Source organism: Pseudomonas triclosanedens (assembly GCF_026686735.1).
GTDB lineage: Bacteria > Pseudomonadota > Gammaproteobacteria > Pseudomonadales > Pseudomonadaceae > Pseudomonas > Pseudomonas triclosanedens.
This window is the reverse complement of record NZ_CP113432.1, coordinates 2,246,180-2,266,296: the sequence shown is the minus strand read 5'-3', so window position 1 is coordinate 2,266,296 and position 20,117 is coordinate 2,246,180. Positions and strand designations below refer to the sequence as shown.

Annotated in this window: 14 protein-coding genes and 1 tRNA gene; all 15 read right to left on the bottom strand. The window is 56.6% G+C overall.

Features of this window, described 5'->3' with window-relative positions:
* Window positions 1-86: 86 nt before the first annotated feature.
* The 15 genes from OU419_RS10700 to thrS all read right to left on the bottom strand — a co-directional run bounded on the left by OU419_RS10700 (window position 87) and on the right by thrS (window position 19,875).
* The gene (locus tag OU419_RS10700) at window positions 87-281 is read right to left on the bottom strand and encodes an AlpA family transcriptional regulator (RefSeq protein ID WP_074916663.1); all 195 of its coding nucleotides are present in this window, start codon (window positions 279-281) and stop codon (window positions 87-89) included.
* Between the two features lie 69 nt (window positions 282-350).
* Window positions 351-3,443, bottom strand: a complete 3,093-nt coding sequence (locus tag OU419_RS10695; RefSeq protein ID WP_254472137.1) for a type III restriction-modification system endonuclease — start codon at window positions 3,441-3,443, stop codon at window positions 351-353.
* A 10-nt stretch (window positions 3,444-3,453) separates the two neighbouring features.
* Complete coding sequence (locus OU419_RS10690; protein WP_254472136.1) at window positions 3,454-5,466, bottom strand: site-specific DNA-methyltransferase; 2,013 nt, start codon at window positions 5,464-5,466, stop codon at window positions 3,454-3,456.
* A gap of 60 nt (window positions 5,467-5,526) precedes the next feature.
* Complete coding sequence (locus tag OU419_RS10685; protein WP_254472135.1) at window positions 5,527-8,229, bottom strand: ATP-binding domain-containing protein; 2,703 nt, start codon at window positions 8,227-8,229, stop codon at window positions 5,527-5,529.
* The gene (locus OU419_RS10680; protein ID WP_254472134.1) at window positions 8,226-8,927 is read right to left on the bottom strand and encodes a DUF4391 domain-containing protein; all 702 of its coding nucleotides are present in this window, start codon (window positions 8,925-8,927) and stop codon (window positions 8,226-8,228) included. Before OU419_RS10680 ends, OU419_RS10685 begins: the two co-directional genes overlap by 4 nt.
* Window positions 8,924-12,208: a helicase-related protein gene (locus tag OU419_RS10675; RefSeq protein ID WP_254472133.1), complete on the bottom strand. Its 3,285-nt coding sequence runs from the start codon at window positions 12,206-12,208 to the stop codon at window positions 8,924-8,926. The genes OU419_RS10680 and OU419_RS10675 overlap by 4 nt, the downstream gene beginning before the upstream one ends.
* A gap of 228 nt (window positions 12,209-12,436) precedes the next feature.
* Window positions 12,437-12,513 (bottom strand) — tRNA-Pro (locus tag OU419_RS10670).
* 85 nt (window positions 12,514-12,598) lie between these two features.
* Complete coding sequence (locus OU419_RS10665; RefSeq protein WP_254472132.1) at window positions 12,599-12,955, bottom strand: MerR family transcriptional regulator; 357 nt, start codon at window positions 12,953-12,955, stop codon at window positions 12,599-12,601.
* Window positions 12,936-13,238, bottom strand: coding sequence for an integration host factor subunit alpha (gene ihfA, locus OU419_RS10660; protein ID WP_003090661.1), 303 nt, complete (start codon window positions 13,236-13,238; stop codon window positions 12,936-12,938). The genes OU419_RS10665 and ihfA overlap by 20 nt, the downstream gene beginning before the upstream one ends.
* Before the next feature lie 3 nt (window positions 13,239-13,241).
* Window positions 13,242-15,620 carry a phenylalanine--tRNA ligase subunit beta gene (gene pheT / locus OU419_RS10655; protein WP_254472131.1) on the bottom strand — a complete coding sequence of 793 codons (2,379 nt, stop codon included), beginning with the start codon at window positions 15,618-15,620 and terminating at the stop codon, window positions 13,242-13,244.
* Window positions 15,621-15,654: 34 nt separating this feature from the next.
* On the bottom strand, window positions 15,655-16,671 hold the full coding sequence (gene pheS / locus OU419_RS10650; protein ID WP_254472130.1) for a phenylalanine--tRNA ligase subunit alpha: 1,017 nt from the start codon (window positions 16,669-16,671) through the stop codon (window positions 15,655-15,657).
* Between the two features lie 97 nt (window positions 16,672-16,768).
* Window positions 16,769-17,125, bottom strand: coding sequence for a 50S ribosomal protein L20 (gene rplT / locus OU419_RS10645; RefSeq protein ID WP_003099086.1), 357 nt, complete (start codon window positions 17,123-17,125; stop codon window positions 16,769-16,771).
* 21 nt (window positions 17,126-17,146) lie between these two features.
* Window positions 17,147-17,341 (bottom strand): 50S ribosomal protein L35, encoded by a 195-nt coding sequence (gene rpmI / locus OU419_RS10640; RefSeq protein WP_205334978.1) that lies wholly within the window; start codon window positions 17,339-17,341, stop codon window positions 17,147-17,149.
* Window positions 17,342-17,401: 60 nt separating this feature from the next.
* Window positions 17,402-17,953, bottom strand: coding sequence for a translation initiation factor IF-3 (gene infC, locus OU419_RS10635; protein ID WP_254472209.1), 552 nt, complete (start codon window positions 17,951-17,953; stop codon window positions 17,402-17,404).
* Window positions 17,953-19,875, bottom strand: coding sequence for a threonine--tRNA ligase (gene thrS, locus OU419_RS10630; RefSeq protein ID WP_254472129.1), 1,923 nt, complete (start codon window positions 19,873-19,875; stop codon window positions 17,953-17,955). The genes infC and thrS overlap by 1 nt, the downstream gene beginning before the upstream one ends.
* Window positions 19,876-20,117 lie beyond the last annotated feature (242 nt).

Sequence of the window (20,117 nt, the reverse complement as noted above, 5' to 3'; positions counted from 1 at the left end):
CTCAGCTCAGGTAATAAAATCTATTGCAGGATCAGCGACTGACTGAAAGAAAACAGCGGAATGTAGCAGACCTCGCCGACATCAAGTTATCGGCGAAAGTTAAGATCTCGCGCTTCAATCCTGCCCTTAATCCACTCCTGGACCTCGCTCTCAAGCCAACCTACGCTCCGCCCTACTAATGGGACCGGCTTTGGAAAGTCGCCCGATCCAACAAATTTGTAAATTGTGGATCTAGCGAGCCCAGTCGACTCAATAACCGCGCTTAACCGCAGTATTTTCATGATTTACCCCTGCCCCACCTTAGCCACAGTAACGAATAAAAGCGCAACTTCCTTGTTGCGCTTAGCTCATCACTTAACTAATTCCATCAGTTTCCCAAAACTGTTCACCACGTCGTACTTGACGTTTTCAGGGGCGTACTTCCGGTTGATTTCATCAAAGAACTTGCGGGCGCATTCGATCTTAGTTTCCTCGATCTTCGTCAGTTGCATCGTTGACATAGACCCTTTGGTCTCCGCAACGAAATAGATATGCTTGACCGCGCCTTCTTTGAATGAAATTGCCCAGTCCGGGTTGTAGTCACCTACCGGCGTCGGGATAAGGAAGCCGCGAGGCAACTTGGCGTACACAACTACCTCAGTGCAAGTATCCAGCTCTTTCACAAACTCTCGTTCAATGCCGGAATCCGTGATCACGTAGTCGTAGATGTGCCGCTTGAGCTTGTCACCGGCCTTGCTGAAGTCCTGCTTGGTCTGACCTGCGGTGAAGATGTCGATATCGAACTTGTCCTCGACAGGGTCGTAGGCCAAGTGTTCGATGATCATCGTTGCCTTCTGCTCGTTGATCAGTCGCACGGCTTCGGCGATGAAGCTCTCAGGATTGGTGCGGAACTGTGCAAACACCGCGACGCTAATTCCTTTCAGGATGTCTGCCGTAGTGCGTCGCGTCAGTTGCGTGCCTTCAGCGATCTTGCCGATGAGGTCGTACTTCACTGCAGAATGAACTGACTGCTTGTTGTACTCGATCGTTGTTTTATCAACCTTGAAGCCGTCTCCACTTTTCAGTGCATCAGCCGTTACTTGCTCCACTTGTTCACCGGTTTGAATCGTGTACTGCAACGGCGTCACGCGAAGACTCTTGTCCAGTTCGGCAACGGCCTTCTTCACCAACTCCACTGAATCAAAGTCAACGCTGTAAGCCGCCTTGCGATTGATCCGGTTCCACAGCTCCTTGAACTCCTGTTTGTCGAAGTTGCTGTTGAGCGGATTCTTCTTCGGGCGACGGTCGTCGCTGATCTCAAACATCTGGCTGTCGCTGAAGACGCTGTCGATCAGTTGGTACACCTGTTCAGCATGAGCCTGCAGTTCCGGGGGCAGCGCTGCCAGGGTGCCTTCCTTCTTGGCCTCGTGGTAAGTGCCCGTGATCCGGTCGGTATCGTCGCTGTAGTCGTTCTTGAGCAGGTACTTGTAGATCTGCTTGGCCAATTGCGGCGTGACTTCGACATTGCCGGTGGGCGTCTTGAGCACCTTGCCGGTGAAGTAGGCCTCGTTGGCCACCTTGGGGCGGGCAGACAAGGAGTCGCTGATATCTTTCTGCAGCGCAGTGACGAACTCCTTGAAGCTTTCGCTTGCCACCACGGTCAGCACGTTGACGTCATGGACGATGGCCGGATGATCCACCCGGTCGCCGAGCTGATTGACCGACAAGCGCAGGCCACGACCGACCTCTTGTCGGCGCGTGACCTCGTTGTTGTAGTCGGGATGTTTCAGGAAGCAGATCACGAAGACGTTGGGGTTGTCCCAGCCTTCGCGCAGGGCAGAGTGCGAGAAGATGAAACGTACCGGCTCTTCGAATTTGAGGAGTTGCTCCTTCTTTCGCAGAATCAGGTCATAGGCATCCACATCGTCGGACAGGCCTTTGTTTTCACCTGTCTTCGCAATGCTCGGATCGACGTCACGCTTGGTCTTCTTGTCGATGGAAAAATACCCGCTGTGCGTCTTTTCCGCCGCAATGCCCTTCAGGTGCTTGATGTACGGCGTTTCATCCAGGTCCAATACCTCGTTCAGGTACTGGCTGTATTCCTCTTCAAAGATGCGCGCGTATTCGCCTTTCTCGTCCGCCGCCGAGTAGTCGCGGTACTTGACCACTTCATCGATGAAGAACAAGGTCAAGACCTTGATGCCTTGCTGGAACAGCGCCTGCTCCTTGTCGAAGTGCGCCTTGATCGCCTCCCGAATCTGAATGCGGCGTAACGCTGCTTCATTCACATCGCCATATGCGTCGCCAGCCTTCAACTCCACACCGTTGGTGAAGCTCAAGGTGTCGGTGTTGGCGTTGATGTCCGCGACCACATAGCCACGGTACTGATCCAGCTCGTTTGAAAAACCTTCGGAGAAGAGGTTGTCTCCTTTGGAGAGCTTGCGCACCACGCGCTTGATCTCGCCGCTTTTCAGCTTCTGCTCGAACTCAACACGGGCCACAGGTGCCTTGCTCGAAATCTCGATGGACTGCAGGTACAGATAGGCATTGGTTCCCGCCAGCCCCTTCACTGAGATGCCGCGCACGGCGATCTTTTTCACCAGCTTTTGGTTATAAGCATCCAGCGCGTCCAGCCGGTGGATCTTGTTGTGCGTGGTTTTGTGAGTGGCCGAGTAGCGCAGCACCATCAGTGCCTTGAATTCCTCCAAGGACTTCAGCGTGGCGGTGCCTTCCATCTTTTGCGGCTCGTCCAGGATCAGGATCGGGCGGTTGGCGCTGATGATGTCGATCGGCTTACGAGATTGGAAATCATCCAGTCCGACCATTTCTGTCTGGCCTTTAGCATTAACGCGTGGAGTGCCGTAGATACGGCGTGCATCCGCGCCCTTGGCATTAAATGCCTGCACGTTGATCACCATCACGTTGATGCCAGCATCCGACGAGAAGCTCTCCAGATGATGCAACTGCTTGGAGTTGTAGATGAAGAAGCGCGCCTTCTTGTGGTACGTCTCCAGAAAGTGCTCGGCGGTGATCTCCAGCGACTTGGCTACGCCTTCACGGATGGCAATGCTGGGCACCACAATGATGAACTTGCTCCAGCCGTACTGCTTGTTCAGCTCGAAGATGGTCTTGATGTAGCAATAGGTCTTGCCCGTGCCGGTTTCCATCTCGATATCGAGATTGACCCTGCTGACCTTGGTCTTCACCAGTTCGGACGACTGGGGTAAGTTCTGTTGATGCTGAACCTGGGTGATGTTCTCCAACAGCGCAATATCGGTCAGCTTCAGGTCGGCGTTCTTGAACCCGCTGTCGGCAAACAGATCTTCGACCCCTTTTTTGGCCTTGCCCGGATCGATGCGATAGCTGATGGCTTCCGCCGTTGCGGGCGGTTGCCCTTTGAAGCAGTCGACCACGGCTTGCACCGCCGCAGTCTGATAAGCCTGCGTTTTGAATTTGAGTTTCATCGCGCGCACCTCAGATGCATTTCACTTCGGTGGCGGGCGACAAGAGCTTGAAAATCTGCTCGACGTTGATCTTGACCGCGCTGTTCTTATAGCCCGCATCGCGGAACACCACGCGCAGCGGCTGATGCTTGGCCAGTTCCTTCACGAAGGCTTCGTCGATACTGCCGCTGGCGTCGAAGCAGGCGGCCAGCGCATTGCCATCGACAAAGAATACGTCCTTGCCTTGAATCGATTGCTTGGTAATGGGTAGGGCCAGATCAAGACCCCAATCCAGCATTACCTGGAACATCAGGTCTTCCGGCGTGCGGTCAGGCTTGATGTTGTCGACGAACAGATCGAACTTAGCCCTGTCGAGCGCATCGGGCGCGTAGTAAACGTCGGCCATGTTTGACGTATCAACCTGCATGGCACGAAAACCAACATCCTGGCGCCAGCCCTCTTTGCATGTTCCTTCTAGTACCTGCTTTCCTGCACGCCTCAATCTCTCTTTACTGATGTCTGAGATCTTGGAAAATTCCTCTTGATCACATTTTTCTGGCAACTGAATAAGAATGAAGCGGCGATTGCTGCCGTCTTCAGCGTTCTGCTGCATCACCGCATGTGCCGTGCTCCCACTCCCCGCAAAGAAATCGAGGATCAGATCATCGCCTGCGGTCGTAAGCGCAATAATTCGCTGGAGAAGTCTTATTGGCTTCTTGCCGTTAGGAAACTCAATATCACCTTCTTTTGTGAGATTATTGTATTCGATATCATCCCACAATGAACTTACTTTATCTAGATAGTAGTAAGAGCCATCAATTCTTTGTACAGCATCAGAGAGGAACATCATCATGCGCCTCTGCTCCCCCTTGTAGAGAACTTCGATTACTGAACCTTCATTTTTTCCTTTAATAGGCTTATATTCGCAACCGACCATTGGCACATCAATGTTAGCCGTTTCTCTCATGGCAGTTAGTCTGACGCTACTCTGCGCATTGGTTGTTTGAAATATTTTGTCCGCGAACTGATCGTAGACTGCATCCTCCGTGAGATTATTTTCTCTAGCGAAGGCTTGGATCGACATCGTTTCAAGAGTTTTGTAGCCGAAGAATCGCACGCCCCGAGCCACATCCTCTTTGATTAGGAATTTGTCGGCCAGCTTGGTAATGATGGAGGTGTACTTCCAACTTTTTCCGCCTTGCTCGTAGGCACGAATCCGATCCGATAGCTTCGTTTTTATATAGACAGGATTCAGCTGTAAATTTTCTTTATTCTTAGCGAATGCCCAGATAAACTCAGTGGTGTCTTTAAGACTTTTCCCCTCTGAACTTCCGGAAACTCCGCCAACCTTAGTCTTGACCGTAATAATATTTATAAAATTATCCTCACCGAACACTTCAGCGCACAACTTTCCGAGCGAATCCACTTCGTTGTCGTCAATATGTACGAACACAATGCCGTCGTCGCGCAATAATCTTGATGCCAGCTTAAGTCGCGGATACATCATTGAAAGCCAATCTGAATGAAATCGCCCATTGGACATGGTGTTGGCCACAAGACGGTTTCCTGATTCGTCCTTTTGATTGGATCGCTTTAGAAACTCATCGGCCGTCACCGAGAAGTCATCCTCGTAAATAAAATCATTTCCCGTGTTGTATGGCGGATCGATGTAGATCATCTTGACCTTGCCGAGATAGGTCTCCTGCAGCAACTTCAGTGCATCGAGGTTATCGCCCTCAATGAACAAGTTCTTCGTGGTATCGAAGTCCACGCTTTCGTCGCGGCATGGGCGCAGTGTCTTGGCAATCGGCGCATTAGCGGTGAGCAAGGCTTCGCGCTTACCCGGCCAGTTCAGCTGGTAACGTTCCTGCGGCCCCTCCACAATCGACTCGGCAAGCTCTTGCCGCAACTGGTCGAAATCAACCGCCAGCTTCACAGTGCCGTCCTCGCCCTTGGCTTCGGTGACGCAACCCGGAAACAGATCACGAATACGGGCGATGTTGTCCTGAGTGAGATTGGGTGAATGCATTTTTAGTTTTTCCATGTTCTTTTCCTCTGGACGCCAGTGGTTAGCGGCTCACAATTCAAGTTCGTATTGGTATGGTCAGTCGCCTTGTTGCCAGTCCTGGCAAAAGTGCGTGCGCAGACTTTCGATGGCGGATGGCAAGGTGCCCTGGCAGGTCACACCCAAGTAGGTGGCTGCGCGGGTGGTGCCGACGTATAGGTATTTATCGAACAGCGCCGGGTGTAACGTGGCGAGCTGGTCAATGCCGACAAAGAACACCGCCTCAAATTCCAGGCCTTTGATGTGTTGGATGTCGAATACGCGCACGTTGCTTTCCTGCCCCACAGCCTGGCCCTCGCGGCAGGCGATGACCTGGATGTTGTGCTCCGCCAGGGCGGCGTTCAGCGCGTCGGCCACCGGAGCAACGTCGTCCTCGGTGTTCACAAAAATGGCAGTGGATGGCAACTGGCCGACAAAGCGCTCAATCTCGCGAATGCGATCCGCCAGCCAACCGACAATGGCTTCTGAGTTGGTAGCGTGTTCCAGCAAGGCTGGCGCAACGCCCACACTGTCCATATGCGCAGGCAAGCTGGCGTCTTGCTCGGTACCACCGACGGCGCGGATCATGGCGCGGGCCAGATCGTTCAGCTGCTTGCTCTGCCGGTAGGAGACGGTGATCTCCTTGATATCGAAATCGGCGAAGACCCACTTCAAGTCGTCGGCGGAGCGTGCGCCCCAGGTGGTCAGGCGCTGATTGAAATCGCCACAGGCGAAGAATGAGCGCAGTCGCGGATGCGCCAGCGCCGCCATGCTCGCAAGCTGGATGGGCGAGAAGTCCGTCGCCTCATCCACCAGGATCTGGTTGCGGTAATGCCCGAGGATGGGCTGGAGCGATGACCACGCGGGACTATCGATGTCGCGCTGAACATTGGGCCGACTGATCAGGTCGCCTGCAGCGCGCAAGATCGCGAGCAAGACAATGTCCAACTCCAGCGGGTGGATGTCGCGCGCCTCAAAGCCTTCGTGGCGATACCAGGTGTTTGCCGGTTGGCGTTCGCGCCTGAATGCACGGTAGCGCTTCGGGATGCCGTCGAGGTAGCGCTTTACCGGATTGACGAAGCGGCGGGCGCTGGCCTGCACCAGAAGGCTTGCACCCACCTCGACGCGATCCGCTTCTGTCAGACCACGATCCCCCAACCACTCGATGATCTTGCCGTTGCGGGAGGCTTTGCTGACTGCGCGCTTGGATGCTGCCGCCCGGGCTTGGGCACGCACGGCTTGCATATAGGCATTGAGCGCGGCGGCACGGCCTGTGCGGGGTGCCGTGGCGTCTTCCTCCTCATCAGCGTCGGGGTCGTCCTGGTCGTCCGCATCAGTCGTTTGCGCTTGTTGCAGGCTGTCTATCACGCGGGCCAACTCATCCAGAAAGGCTCGGTTGCGGTTGAGCTGCAGGTTGAGCGCGGCCTTGATCTTGGCGTCGGAGCCTTCCTTCAGGCTGCTGACGAGTGCCTGTACTTTGGCAATCTCGACCGCCAGCGAGCCAAACATCGCAGCCAGTGCGCCATCGGCCGCCCGCGACAAGATGTCTTGCAGGCGTGCGCCGAGACTCAGGACTTCGGGAGTTTTGGCTTCGTGGAGCTGGGTCGCGGCATCGTGCAGCTCCTGCACATAGGCCTTGCGCTGCCATGTGTCGAAATCGTCAAACCACTGGATGGGACGCTCAAGTGCTGTCTCGCTCAGGCTGGCCAATCCGTCTTTCAGGACAAAGGTACCGCCGCCAGAAGCCGTTCTGAGGACGCCGAATGCGTTTCGGGCCAGCTCGCGTCGATAGTCTTGCCACGTTCTGATGCGCAGATCCGAGGCGGGAACACCTTCACGCGCAAATGCCTCCTTGAGGTACTGCTTGAGCAGTTCCGTGGGTGTGAACATCAGCCAGCTGTTGGCGTGCGCGATGCCTTGGACTGAGGCGACTGTTTCAACCAGACGCTGTTCGCCTTCTTCCAGGAAGGCGGTGTCGAGTTTTTGGCCGAGGCGGCGGATCAGGGTGGTTGTCTTGCCTGTACCAGGCGGGCCCAGGATCAACAGGCGCTTGTCGAGAGGGAGACGGAAAATCTCATCCTGGTATTGATCGAGGATGGGCTGATCCCGCAGTCCCATCTTGGTGATGACGCTGCGGCGAACGCCGTCGATGATGTTGGCCTTGACGGTCTCCTCGGCCAGCAATTGGCCAAGAATGTCTTCGGTGGCTTCTTCCCCCGCAACCTCGGTCAGCAGCGCACGCAACGACTCGATGGTGAACGGCCCAAAATGCTCGGCTTCAACAACGGTGTCGCGAGAGTCCCACCCATCGGCAAGCGCATTGGGCCGAAGCTGGGCTCGCTCAAGAACCTCAACGACAGTTCCATTGGGAAGCGTGAACTCTGCGCCAATTGCCAACGAGGCCAAGCGCCCAACTGGCGCGCGGTAGCTGGCTAAATTAGGAAAGCCCGATACCGGCGTCGTGCGGCAGATGTAGTAGGTTTTTTCTTCTCCCTCTTCATCGACCACCACAACGCGGGCGATGGCAGGCTCTGTCACCAGCACCTGATAGCTTTCGCGGTTCGCCTGACTGATCTGATCCAGCCTTTGGATGGCTGAACTGGACGTCATTGTGTTGATGCTTGCCAGCGCATCCGAGCCCAGTGTCCGCCCATCGTGCAGCTTGCTCTTGGCCGTTTCGGCGATGCTTTCGAGTTGCGCCAACGCTTCGCCAGCGACCTGCTCGATGTGTTTCCTCGATTCGTCATTCAGGCTCTGCGTCATGCACTCCCCCTCCCGGTCAATTCTTCAAGTTCGTTTTTAAGCTGCCGCAAGTGCGCGTTGATCTCTACCTTGCGGTTGAATTGCTTTTCTTTGGCAAGTCGGCTGGCGGCTTTCTCGACCTCACGCTGCTTGGCCGCAACCTGTTCAACGCGGGAGACCAAGTCAGCGAGGCTTTCTTGTGGGCGCGCGGGCGTGGGGATCAGGCGGTGAAGCGCCTGCTCATACAAGCCGCCCAAGTCGAGTGCCAAGGGCATGGCGGCGCGCTCACAGTCACTTGGCAACCAGGCCGTTGCAAAGTAGTCGCTCAAGACCCAACGGCTGGCGTCTGACTCGTTCGGGCGCTTGTACGCGGCAATCACCTGTGTTCGGCCATCAAAGCTCAGCTCGAAGATGATGGGAAACTGCACCGCGCCATCGATGCAACGCAAAACGTCCAGATTCAGCTCCGACGTCTTGAGCTGGATTGAGAAAATCTGAAGCTCTGGGACTCCCGGCTTGGCGGGCAGGCTGATCGTTTCCGGTGCCAACTTGTATTGCCAGACGATCTGCTCCACTTGCTCGACGAACAAGTCCTTCAGCCTCGTATTGGCACCGCTGTGTTCGTAGATCTTGTTCTTTGGCAGGGTGCGGCCAAAAGCGGCTTGCTTCGGGTAGTTGATGAACGCGGCATTCGACTCGAATCGGGTAGGCAGACTCATACGGTCTCCTGAATCACGAGGAAGGTGATCAGTTCGAAGTCGTCCAACCCGGCGATGGTATTGACCAGTGCGGTGGTCTTGCCGCCGCTGAACAGGCTGTCCAGATCCTTCTCTTCCTTCACCTCAATCATTGAGCGGATGGTCTTGCCAAGCAGGTCCGAATACACCTGCATCTTGCGGCCATCGGCCGTTTCCTTGTTGAACAGGCGGCAGGCATCCGGAATAGGCTGCGCTTGCCCCTTGCAGCAACTACGCACCAGATCCAGCAAACGCTTGACCTCGGTGTGGTCGTGAATGACTTCACCCTCGCGGTTGATGTAGACGAGGTAGTAAGGGTGCAGCCGGTTGTGCTGGCTGACATTGACGCTCGGATTGCGGTTGCGCAGCGTGAAGATCACGCCCGGGCGCAGGCCCATCTCCGGCTTGGCAGGCACTACGGCATGCATGCCGCTTGGCACGTTGCTCAATTCGCCATTGGCTTTCACATAGTTGAGCAGGTCCATGCGGAAGTCATTGAGCCCGAGGTCAGTGATCGACACGCCAGTCTTCAGGTCTTCCAGCTCGATCACTTCCTCTTGCAGACGACGCAGTTGTTCCTTGCGATAAGACACGTCGTTGGCTTGGGCGCTCAGCACGTTGTCGTCACCGGTGGCCGTGACGTCAGCAATCATCATCCGACTCTCAACTCGCTCCTTGAGGTTGATGTACTCATCAAGCGAGATGTCTGGCCAGTAGTTAACCAGCTGGATACTGCTGTTAGGCGAGCCGATGCGATCCACACGGCCAAAGCGCTGGATGATGCGCACGGGGTTCCAGTGGATGTCGTAGTTGATGAGGTAGTCGCAGTCCTGCAGGTTCTGGCCTTCAGAGATGCAATCAGTGCCGATCAGCAAATCAATCTCTGCCGGTTCGTTCGGCAGCACGATGGCTTTCTCCTTCGAACGCGGCGAGAAGAGGGTGAGCAGTTCCTGGAAGTCGTAGCTCTTCCTGAGCGTGCCGTCTCTCAAGGTCGATTGCGGCGCACCTTTGCCGGTGACTTTCGCGCTGTGCAGGGTCTGTGTGGCCAGCAACTCCGGAGCCAAATTGGCATACAGATAGTCAGCGGTGTCGGCGAAGGCGGTGAAGATCAGCACCTTCTTGTTGCCGGGATTCAGCGGTGCTGCGATCTTCTCCAGAACCAGTGCCTTCAGGTGCTGCAGCTTGGCGTCATCGGCAGGCGTGATCTTGCTCATCGACGCCAGCAAGGCATCAATGATTTCCAGATCGACCTTTAGCTCGTGCTCCCAAGAAGGCAAGTCCATATCGGCGAGGCTGATCTTAACCTTGCCGCCGATCTCGCTGCCCCCAATGGTGGGCAGGTCGTCGTCCTCCGCGTCGAGGTTTTCCAACTGGTCGGTCAGGTCATCAACGCTGGCGACGTTGCCGGTCTGATTGAACGTGCTGATCTTGGCCAGCGTATTCGTGTGGTTCGCACGCAGAGACTGGAGGGTCAATCGGAAGGACTCAATCGAGCTTTCTAGGCGCTTGAGCAGGTTGGTGGTCATCAACGCCTGCAGGCTCTTTTCGCGGTCGACTTGCTTGAGTTTGCCTTTGCCAGCGACCTGGGTGTCGTACATCTCCTCGTACTTCTTGAGCCTACTCGGCAGGATGTAGCTGATCGGGGCGTACACAGCGAGCTTAAGCAGGGAGAGTTGCTCGAAGATCTCGTTGAAGCTCATCACGTCCGTTCGCTGCGTGAGCGGGCTGTGGAACGACAAGGGTTTGCGGCGCTCTGGGAATTGGCCGATGTCCTTGGTGTCGTAGAAGGTCTGGATGTGCTTGCGCGAGCGTGCGATGGTGACGCTGTCGAGCAATTCAAAGAAGTCGAAGTCCAACGAGTCCAGGATGGCCCGCGCTGTGCGCTCTTCCGGTGGAAGCTTTGCCCATGCATTGAAGCTGGCCTGCGCACCTCGGAAAATGTCCTCTACCGACTTGCCGGTGCGCAGCTTCTTGCTGAGGTTCTCGGAGTCGCCCTCGTAGGCCAGTGCCAGTTGGTTGCGCAGGTCATTGAAGCGGTTGTTCACCGGGGTAGCTGAAAGCATCAGCACCTTGGTTTTCACGCCCTCCTTGATGACCTTGTTCATCAGCTTCTGGTAGCGGGTTTCCTTGTCCTTGTAGGCGTCGTTATTGCGGAAGTTGTGCGACTCGTCGATGACGACGAGGTCGTAATTGCCCCAGTTGATGCGGTTCAGCGGTGTGCCAAACGACTCGCCGCTGGTGCGGCTGAGGTCGGTATGACAAAGCACGTCGTAGTTGAACCGGTCGCGGGCAAAGATGTTGGTCTTGAGGTTGCGGTTGTAGTTCAGCCAGTTGTCCGCCAGCTTCTTGGGGCATAGCACCAGGACTGACTTGTTACGCAGCTCGTAGTACTTGACGACCGCCAGGGCCGTGAAGGTCTTGCCCAAGCCAACGCTGTCGGCCAGGATGCAGCCGCTGTAGGTTTCCAGCTTATTAATGATCCCAGTGGCCGCATCTTTCTGGTAGTTGAAGAGCTTGTTCCAGATGAGCGTGTCTTGGTAGCCCGTGCGGTCGTTCGGCAGGACATCCTCATTGATGTCGTCCAGGAACTCATTGAAGATGTTGTAGAGCATCAGGAAGTAGATGCTCTCGGGCGAGTTTTCCTGGTACACGGACGCAATATGGTCGCAGATCTGCGCCGTCACATCCTCCAGCTTCTCGGGGTCCTGCCAGATCTGGTTAAACAGACTGAGGTAGGTCGCCGTAAAGGTCGGCTCGTCCATCTTGTTAACGAGGTTGGAGACAGCGTTGCCCTGCTGGTAGCCGAGATCGACGGCGGTAAAGCCGTGCAATGGCATGTAGGCAGTTTCTGCGGCGGCAGCCTGAACACAGGCGAACTGCTGCATCGGTGCCTTGCTGCGATTGGACTTGAACGTTGCCTTACGCCGCATCCAGTCCGCGCACTCTTTTGCAATTGCGCGCTGGGTCAGTTTGTTGCGGAGCTGAATCTCGAACTCACTCCCGTACAGACTCCGTTCGCGGTCAGCCTTCGGGATGTGGAATTCTTTGCGTTCCTTGCGAATCTTGTCGGTGACCTCGTTGGCGGTGAACGTCGGCGAGGTAAAGATGAATTGGAGCTCGTCGATTTTTTCCAGCTCTGCTTTGAGCGCTTCAAACGCGTACATTGAAAAGCAGGAGGCCGCGATCTTCAGGCGAGCACCGGGTTTGAGCGTCTGCTTGAGGTCGTCGCCGAGCAGGCGGTTGATGTTGTCGATTAGTTCCATGATGCCGTCGCCCCTAATAAGCTAGTCAGAGCCGACATCCGCCCTCCCCCTAGGCTCGCGAATACCACTCCGTTGTCAGGGTTGATCCTAATCTCCCCAGGACTGAGAAGCCAATCTCAATTGGCAACCAATTGGCAACCAGAAAGCCATTATCTAGAAAGCGCCGAAAAATCTGCAGGCATAAAAAAATCCAGTCACCGCTAAGTGACTGGATTTTCTAGGGTTTTTTGGTCGGGACGGAGTGATTCGAACACTCGACCCCTTGCACCCCATGCAAGTGCGCTACCAGGCTGCGCTACGCCCCGACATTGCTACCAAATCACCTTGGAAGCGGATCGCACTATACCCCAAGCGGCACTGCTGGAGAAGTACTTTTTTCATTTTTTTCAGTTACTTGCGCAGGACGTGTAGAACATCCTCCAATTCGACGATCATCTGCCGAATCAGTTGCTTGTACTGAGTAGCGTCTTCGCGCGCCTCTTCACCCGTCAGGCGCTGACGGGCACCACCGATGGTGAAGCCCTGATCGTAGAGCAAGGCTCGAATCTGGCGAATCATGAGCACATCCTGGCGCTGGTAATAGCGTCGATTGCCCCTTCGCTTGACAGGGTTGAGTTGCGGAAATTCCTGTTCCCAATACCGCAGCACATGCGGTTTCACCGCGCAAAGATCACTCACTTCGCCAATGGTGAAGTAGCGTTTGCCCGGAATGGGGGGCAGCTCGTCGTTATGACTTGGTTCCAGCATAAGCCTCAACCCTGGCCTTCAGTTTCTGCCCTGGACGAAAGGTGACGACGCGCCGGGCTGTAATCGGGATTTCCTCTCCCGTTTTCGGGTTGCGTCCGGGACGCTGGCGCTTGTCACGTAGATCGAAGTTGCCGAAACCCGACAACTTCACCTGCTCGTTATGCTCCAGCGCCTGGCGGATCTCCTCAAAGAAGAGCTCCACCAGTTCCTTGGCTTCCCGCTTATTCAGGCCCAGCTCTTCGTACAGACGTTCAGCAATTTCAGCTTTCGTCAGAGCCCCCATACGCTACTTCCTTAACGTGGCGTTGAACCTTTGTTCCAGCGAGGCGACGATATTCTGCGTAGTCGCGTTCACCTCGTCATCGTTAAGAGTGCGTGATGGATGCTGCCAGGTCAAGCCAACGGCCAAGCTTTTTCTAAGCGGATCAATGCCTTTACCGTGGTAGACGTCAAAGAGCCTGAGATCTGTCAGCCATTCGCCCGCCGCTTCACGGATATTGGCCAGCACGAACTCGGCCGGAGTATCCAGATCAACGATCAGTGCCAGATCACGGCGCACTTCGGGGTAGCGCGACAGTTCGCTGAATTTCGGCAGGCGGCCCTTGGCTACTTCTGCCAGCACCAGCTCAAAGACAAAGACCGGACGATCCAGATCCAAAGCTCTGGCCAGTTCTGGATGCAAGGCCCCCAAGTAGCCGACCAATACACCATCGCGTTCGATCCTGGCGGTCTGCCCCGGGTGCAGCGCTGGGTGTTCCGCCGGAGAGAAGGTGAAAGCATCGATAGCACCGGCGTTACCCAGCAGCGCTTCGACGTCAGCTTTCACATCGAAGAAGTCGACACTTTCGCGACCGTTAGCCCAGCCTTCCGGCTGACGGGCACCGCAGACGACACCGGCGAGCATGTTTTCCTGCACCAGCCCTTCCAACTGCCCGACGAAGCGCAGGCCGCTTTCGAACAGACGCACACGAGTCTGCTGGCGGTTGAGGTTGTGCTGCAGGGACTTGACCAGGCCCGGCCAGAGCGAGGCGCGCATTGCGGCCATATCGGCGGAGATCGGGTTGGCAAGCATCAGCGGCTCGACGCCCGGGTGGAAAAGCTGGAACAGCTTGGGATCGATGAAGCTGTAGGTGATGGCTTCCTGGTAGTCACGGGCGACCAGCAGTCGACGCAGCGCAGGCAGTTCCGCTTGAGACTCGGATTTGGTGTTTGGAGCCAAGCGAGCCTGCGGATAACGGACCGGCAAACGGTTGTAGCCGTAAAGGCGTCCCAGCTCTTCTATCAGGTCGACTTCGATGGAAACATCAAAGCGGTGGCTCGGCACACCCACAGTCCAAGAGTCGACACCAGCCTTCTGGACATCGAACTCCAAGGCGGCTAGTAGGCGTTCAATCTCGGCGCTTTCCAAGGTCAGCCCCAGCATCTGGGTGATACGCTCAGCACGCAGAGTAACCGGAGCGACCTTCGGCAGGTCGGCCTCGCTGACTCGCTCCACGATCGGACCAGCCTCACCGCCGACAATCTGCAACAGCAGCTCGGTGGCACGCTCCATCGCGCGACGCGCCAACTGCGAGTCCACACCGCGTTCGAAGCGGTGCGAGGCATCGGTGTGCAGGCCATAGGACCGAGCCTTGCCAGCAACGGCGATGTTGTCGAAGAAGGCGCTTTCGAGGAACAAGTCCCGAGTCTTGGCGCTGACACCACTATGCTCGCCGCCCATCACACCCGCGATGGCCAGAGCGCGTTCGTGGTCGGCGATCACCAGAGTATCGCTACGCAGAGTAACTTCCTGGCCATCGAGCAGAACGAGCTTCTCGCCCTCCTCCGCCATGCGCACGCGCACGCCGCCCTTGATCTCGTCGAGGTCGAAGGCATGCATCGGCTGGCCCAGCTCGATCATCACGTAGTTGGTGATGTCGACTGCAGCATCAATGCTCCGGATGTCAGAACGACGCAGGCGCTCGACCATCCACAGTGGAGTCGGCTTGCTCAGGTCTACATTGCGAATGACTCGGCCGAGATAGCGCGGGCAGGCCTTGGGTGCCAGCAGTTCAATGCTGCGCACGTCATCGATCTGCGGGGCAACGGCGTTGATCACTACCGGCTTGACTTCGGCGCCGTACAGCGCACCGACCTCACGAGCAAGACCGGTCAGCGACAGGCAGTCGCCGCGGTTCGGGGTCAGACCAATCTCGATGGAGGCGTCATCCAGCTCAAGGTAATCACGGATGCTGGCCCCCACCGGCGCATCCGCGGCGAGCTCCATCAGGCCTGCGTTGTCTTCGCTGATTTCCAGCTCTTTGGCCGAACAGAGCATGCCGTTGGATTCGACACCACGCAACTTGGCCTGCTTGATCTTGAAGTCACCCGGCAGTTCGGCACCGATCATGGCGAAGGGAATCTTCAGGCCCGGACGCACATTGGGCGCACCGCAGACAACCTGGAAGGTCTCCGAACCATTGCTGACCTGGCAGACACGCAGTTTGTCGGCGTCCGGGTGTTGTTCGGTCGAAAGCACTTCACCCACAACCACGCCACTGAACTGGCCGGCAACGGGAATTACAGCATCGACCTCAAGACCCGCCATAGACAGACGAGCCACTAGCTCATCACGGGATACCTGCGGATTTACCCAGCTCCGCAGCCACTGTTCACTGAATTTCATCCTGTTCTCCTAAATGCGTTGACAGTCGTGCGGGCTAGCGGAACTGGCCGAGGAACCGCAGATCGTTGTCGAAGAACAGGCGCAAGTCGTTCACACCATAGCGCAGCATGGCGAGACGCTCGATGCCCATGCCGAAGGCGAAGCCCTGATACTTCTCGGGGTCAATGCCGGACATGCGCAGCACTTCGGGGTGGACCATGCCGCAACCCATGACTTCCAGCCAGCCGGTCTGCTTGCAGACACGGCAACCTTTGCCGCTGCAGAGCACGCACTGGATATCGACTTCCGCCGAAGGTTCGGTGAAAGGGAAGAAAGACGGACGGAAGCGGACGGAGAACTCCTTCTCGAAGAAGGCTCGGAGGAATTCTTCGATAGTACCCTTGAGGTCGGCGAAGCTGACGTCTTCATCGACCAGCAGACCTTCGACCTGGTGGAACATGGGCGAGTGGGTCAGATCAGAGTCGCAACGGTAGACGCGGCCCGGACATACAATGCGAATCGGCGGCTTCTGGCTCTCCATAGTGCGAACCTGTACCGGCGAGGTATGGGTTCGCAGAAGCATGTTCGCATTGAAGTAGAAAGTGTCGTGCATGGCACGAGCCGGGTGGTGACCCGGAATGTTGAGCGCTTCGAAGTTATGGTAGTCGTCTTCGACTTCCGGCCCTTCGGCTACTTCATAGCCGATACGGGTGAAGCATTGTTCAATGCGCTCCTTGGTACGAGTGACTGGATGCAGGCCACCAGAGGACTGGCCACGCCCCGGCAGCGTCACGTCGATGCGCTCGGAAGCCAGCTTGGTGGCGAGGGCGGCACCCTCAAGCTCGGCCTTGCGGGCATTCAGGGCATCCTGAACCTTTTCCTTGGCGACGTTGATCAGCGCACCGACCTTGGGGCGCTCTTCGGCCGGCAGATCGCCCAGGGTCTTCATGACCTGAGTGAGCTCGCCTTTCTTGCCGAGGTAGTGAACCCGGATCTGCTCCAGGGCGTTGACGTCTTCGGTGTTTCGCACGGCATCCAGGGCCTGCGAAACCAGCGCGTCCAGGTTTTCCATGTACCAACTCCAGATACAAAATAGGGGAAGAGCGGTAAGGCTCTTCCCCTATCGGTGACGTTACGTCCGGATCGAGATCCGGTAACTGTCGTGGGGCTTAAGCCAGGCTGGCCTTCGCTTTCTCGACAATTGCGGTAAACGCCGCTTTTTCGTTCACAGCCAGATCGGCCAGTACCTTACGGTCGATCTCGATGGCCGCCTTCTTCAGGCCAGCAATCAGACGGCTGTAGGACAGACCATTCTGACGGGCGCCAGCGTTGATACGGGCGATCCACAGGGCGCGGAACTGACGCTTGCGCTGACGACGGTCACGGTAGGCATACTGGCCAGCCTTGATTACCGCCTGCTTGGCAACGCGGAACACGCGCGAACGCGCGCCGTAGTAGCCTTTTGCGAGCTTCAGAATCTTCTTGTGACGACGACGGGCAATCACGCCACGCTTAACACGAGCCATTTATTTATCCTCTACCAGAAATCAACGCAGACGCAGGGAGCGTTCTACACGGCGAACGTCGGAAGCAGCGAGCAGCGAAGTGCCGCGCAGCTGACGCTTACGCTTGGTGGTCATTTTGGTCAGGATGTGGCTCTTGAAAGCGTGCTTGTGCTTGATGCCACCAGCAGTCACTTTGAAGCGCTTCTTGGCGCCACTTTTGGTTTTCATCTTTGGCATGTTTAGTACTCCGCATTCGTTAACAACTGATAACCATCAGGCCTGCCAGTGCCCGGGAGGTTATTTACGCTTCTTGGGAGCGATGACCATCATCAGCTGGCGTCCTTCCAGCTTGGGATGCTGTTCCACAGTGCCATATTCGGCGAGATCGGTTTCGACCCGCTTCAACAGCTCCATACCCAGCTCCTGGTGGGCCATCTCACGACCGCGGAATCGAAGCGATACCTTGGCCTTGTCCCCTTCATTAAGGAAACGTACCAGGTTGCGTAGTTTTACCTGGTAATCCCCTTCTTCCGTCCCTGGACGAAACTTGATTTCTTTGATCTGTTGCTGGTGCTGGTTTTTCTTCGCAGCAGCGGCTTGCTTCTTCTTCTCGAAGAGGTGCTTGCCGTAGTCCATGATGCGGCAGACAGGGGGCACCGCATCAGCAGAAATTTCCACCAGGTCCAGCTTGGCCTCGTCGGCTTGACGGAGGGCCTCGTCGATGGAGACCACACCAATCTGCTGACCGTCAGCACCAATCAGACGAACCTCACGGGCAGTGATGTTCTCGTTGATCGGCGGTTTCGGGAGAGCCCGCTTATCCTGTCTCATTTCACGCTTAATAATGATTACTCCGAGTCTTGGCGACCACGCCGGGAAACCGCCTGAGCCAGCAGCTCAGCAAACTGGGAAATCGGCATAGAGCCGAGATCTTCCCCTTCGCGCGTACGTACGGCGACGGCCTGCGATTCAACTTCCCGATCCCCAATAACCAGGAGATAGGGAACCTTGAGCAAAGTATGCTCGCGGATTTTAAAGCCGATTTTCTCGTTTCTCAAGTCGGACTTGGCACGGAATCCGCTTTGCTCGAGCTGGCGCACCACTTCCTCCGCCCATTCAGCCTGTTTGTCGGTGATATTCATCACCACAGCCTGGGTCGGTGCGAGCCAGGCCGGGAACAGGCCGGCGTAGTGCTCGATCAACATGCCGATGAAGCGCTCGAAGGATCCCAGGATCGCCCGATGCAGCATAACCGGCCGGATACGGCTGTTATCTTCAGCGATATAGCTGGCATCCAGACGCTCCGGGAGATTCGGGTCGTACTGCAGGGTGCCACACTGCCAGTTACGACCAAGGCAGTCCTTGAGAGTGAATTCGATTTTCGGGCCGTAGAACGCCCCTTCACCCGGCTGATACTCCCATTCCAGCCCGGATTCGTTCAGCGCATCGGCCAACGCACCCTCAGCACGGTCCCACAACTCCTCGGAGCCGACGCGCTTGGCCGGACGAGTGGACAGCTTCATGGAGATATCGCTGAAGCCGAAGTCCGAGTAGACCTGCAAGGTCAACTTGATAAAGTCGGCCGCTTCCTTCTTCACCTGTTCCTCGGTGCAGAAGATGTGAGCATCGTCCTGAGTGAAGCCACGCACACGCATGATGCCGTGCAGCGCACCGGACGGCTCGTTGCGGTGGCAAGCACCGAACTCTGCCAGACGCAATGGCAGATCGCGGTAGGACTTCAGCCCCTGGTTGAAGATCTGAACATGGCACGGGCAGTTCATCGGCTTGACTGCGAAATCACGACTTTCCGAGGAAGTCGTGAACATGTTCTCTGCGTAGTTCGACCAGTGGCCGGAACGTTCCCAGAGAATACGGTCAACGACCTGCGGGGTGCGCACCTCCACGTAACCGTGATCGCGCTGCACCTTGCGCATGTACTGTTCGAGCACCTGATAGACGGTCCAGCCATTCGGATGCCAGAAGACCATGCCCGGCGCCTCTTCCTGAAGATGGAAAAGATCGAGCTGCTTGCCGATGCGACGGTGGTCGCGCTTTTCGGCCTCTTCGATGCGCTGGATGTAGGCGGCCAATTGCTTCTTGTCCGCCCAGGCAGTGCCATAGACACGCTGGAGCTGCTCGTTCTTCGAGTCGCCGCGCCAGTAGGCACCGGAAATCTTGGTGAGCTTGAAGGCCTTCAGGAAGCGAGTGTTCGGCACATGCGGACCACGGCACATGTCCACGTACTCTTCATGAAAGTACAGGCCCATAGCCTTCTCGTCAGGCATGTCGTCGATGAGACGCAGCTTGTACTCCTCACCACGAGCCTTGAAGATCTCGATGACCTCCGCGCGCGGCGTCATCTTCTTGATGACGTCGTAGTCCTTGTCGATCAGCTCGGCCATGCGCTTTTCGATGGCAGCCATATCGTCAGGCGTGAAGGAGCGCTCGAAGGCGATATCGTAATAGAAGCCTTCGTCAATCACCGGGCCGATGACCATCTTGGCAGTCGGGTACAGTTGCTTGACTGCATGGCCCACGAGGTGAGCACAGGAGTGACGGATAATTTCCAGCCCATCCTCGTCCTTCGGGGTAATGATCTGCAGGGTTGCGTCGCTATCGATGACGTCACTTGCGTCGACCAGACGACCATTGACCTTGCCAGCCAAGGTCGCCTTGGCCAGGCCCGCACCAATGGATTGAGCAACCTCGGCCACACTGACCGGATGATCGAACGAACGCTGACTACCGTCGGGAAGAGTAATGATGGGCATGGCGCCTCCTCTCCTAGTGGTGACCCCTACGAAAGGCCACATGGGTTGGGATGTGCCAGTAAGCGTCGCCCGCCGGGCATGCCTGCCTCACAGTGGCAGGCGCCTTGTCGGCACCCTGCGCTTGCGCGCGCGGACGGTGATCACTGGAAGAAAACGAAACTGCGTGACCCCGAATGACATGCGGGGCAAGGCGGAGAATGTTACTGCAACTTTCGATCACTGACGAGCCAGCCAAATCAGCG

Bases quoted from the DNA above. Each gene is read 5' to 3' on its own strand.
- OU419_RS10700 (WP_074916663.1), bottom strand. From the start codon at position 281: ATGAAAATACTGCGGTTAAGCGCGGTTATTGAGTCGACTGGGCTCGCT.
- OU419_RS10695 (WP_254472137.1), bottom strand. From the start codon at position 3,443: ATGAAACTCAAATTCAAAACGCAGGCTTATCAGACTGCGGCGGTGCAA.
- OU419_RS10690 (WP_254472136.1), bottom strand. From the start codon at position 5,466: ATGGAAAAACTAAAAATGCATTCACCCAATCTCACTCAGGACAACATC.
- OU419_RS10685 (WP_254472135.1), bottom strand. From the start codon at position 8,229: ATGACGCAGAGCCTGAATGACGAATCGAGGAAACACATCGAGCAGGTC.
- OU419_RS10680 (WP_254472134.1), bottom strand. From the start codon at position 8,927: ATGAGTCTGCCTACCCGATTCGAGTCGAATGCCGCGTTCATCAACTAC.
- OU419_RS10675 (WP_254472133.1), bottom strand. From the start codon at position 12,208: ATGGAACTAATCGACAACATCAACCGCCTGCTCGGCGACGACCTCAAG.
- OU419_RS10665 (WP_254472132.1), bottom strand. From the start codon at position 12,955: ATGCTGGAACCAAGTCATAACGACGAGCTGCCCCCCATTCCGGGCAAA.
- ihfA (WP_003090661.1), bottom strand. From the start codon at position 13,238: ATGGGGGCTCTGACGAAAGCTGAAATTGCTGAACGTCTGTACGAAGAG.
- pheT (WP_254472131.1), bottom strand. From the start codon at position 15,620: ATGAAATTCAGTGAACAGTGGCTGCGGAGCTGGGTAAATCCGCAGGTA.
- pheS (WP_254472130.1), bottom strand. From the start codon at position 16,671: ATGGAAAACCTGGACGCGCTGGTTTCGCAGGCCCTGGATGCCGTGCGA.
- rplT (WP_003099086.1), bottom strand. From the start codon at position 17,125: ATGGCTCGTGTTAAGCGTGGCGTGATTGCCCGTCGTCGTCACAAGAAG.
- rpmI (WP_205334978.1), bottom strand. From the start codon at position 17,341: ATGCCAAAGATGAAAACCAAAAGTGGCGCCAAGAAGCGCTTCAAAGTG.
- thrS (WP_254472129.1), bottom strand. From the start codon at position 19,875: ATGCCCATCATTACTCTTCCCGACGGTAGTCAGCGTTCGTTCGATCAT.